The organism is Streptomyces sp. NPDC053755 (assembly GCF_040677675.1).
In the GTDB taxonomy this organism is placed as follows: domain Bacteria; phylum Actinomycetota; class Actinomycetes; order Streptomycetales; family Streptomycetaceae; genus Streptomyces.
Window position 1 is genome coordinate 1 of sequence record NZ_JBFASK010000085.1, and the last position, 1,358, is coordinate 1,358.

The window sequence follows — 1,358 nt, forward strand, 5'->3', positions numbered from 1 at the left end:
CCGGCGTCCTGCGACGCCTCGACCGGCTTCAGGTCGACACTCCACTGACCGTCCAGCGCCGTCGGGTCCCCGCCCTCGGGAACACCGATCGCCACCGGCAGATTCGCCGAAAGCGGCACCGTGGTGCCCGGCGCGCTCGTCTCCGTCAGCGTCGCCGTACCCAGATCCGCGACCCACGGCGTGATCGCCGTCGGTACGTACGGGGTGACCGGCACCTCAGGGGCTGTCGTCAGCGCCTTCTGCGCCGTCTCATCACCCTCGAGCTCCGTGCTCTGGGGAATGTCCGGCAGATCGACCTGCGAGGTCTGCTCCTCGCGGCTCATCCCGTCGCCCGGAATCGCCAACGCCTGCGAACTGAGGCTCGTCACCGTCAGCATCGAGGACAACAAGAGGACAGTCGCCGTGCGGCTCAGCCGCCGACGCCGTCGTTGTGACTCCGTCACGGCTAGGCGTCCCCGCCCCAGCCATGACGGTGGACCTGAAGAACGCATCGCGTCGACTCCCACCCAGGAAAAACAGACAACAGAGAAGGTGCAGAAACACCAAAGAGCGCACGTCCGTTCAGACGCGCGCGTCGGCACTGTCCGTCATGACCTGGGGAAACTCAAGATCACGCGCTGTGACGACCCTCCGGTCGAGTGAGTTGCCTCACCGGCCATTCTTGACCAGAGCACATCACTCACGATCTTTCAGAAAGATCCGGTAATAAGGGCCATTCCTGTCATTTCCTGGGGCGGAAAGCCCCAAGAGTGGAGATGTCGGTCGTCACAGAGGCCAACTCCCGCCCCTGAGTCACGGATTCATAAAATTCTCATGTGTGGACGCCCTGTGGTCCACGTGTGATCGTGTGCGCGCCCATCCGCCCCACGGTTCGCCGTTGGGGCCGCTTGTGCTGTCCCATTCCGCCTGTTTTTTACGGGAGTAGACCGCCGTGTCCGCGCCGCCACCCAGATATCTCAGCCCCTTCGTGCGCACGCGCACCCGGCTGTCCCTGACTCTCGGCCTCGTCCTGGCCGCCCTCACCGCTGCCCTCATCCCCTGGTGGCAGCCCCAGACCCCGCCCGTCGCCCAGGGCAACAGCAAGGCCACCGAGGCGAAGCCGGCGTCCACCGGTCCGCGTGACGAGGCGGCCGCTGTCGCCGAGGCCAAGCGGTCCAAGAAGCAGGTGCTCGTCGACACGGCGACCACCGCGACCCGGCAGACGTGGGCCCTGCCCAACGGGCAGATGCGTACCCGGATGCATGCCTCGCCGCAGCGGGCGAAGAACGCCGACGGCGAGTGGGCCCCGATCGACAACACGCTGGTCCGCTCGGCCAAGGCCCCGCGCGGGCTCGGCATCGTGCCCGTCAACGCCGCCG

1 protein-coding gene and 1 pseudogene are annotated in these 1,358 nt (G+C 66.9%); one reads left to right on the forward strand and one right to left on the reverse strand.

Annotated features, from left to right (window positions below):
- The coding region (locus AB0K65_RS32325) for a hypothetical protein (RefSeq protein ID WP_365722868.1) at nucleotides 1–377 on the reverse strand (377 nt) is incomplete at its 3' end.
- A 590-nt stretch (nucleotides 378–967) separates the two neighbouring features.
- Here AB0K65_RS32325 and AB0K65_RS32330 point away from each other — a divergent pair.
- Nucleotides 968–1,358: pseudogene (locus AB0K65_RS32330) on the forward strand (hypothetical protein); the annotation flags it as partial.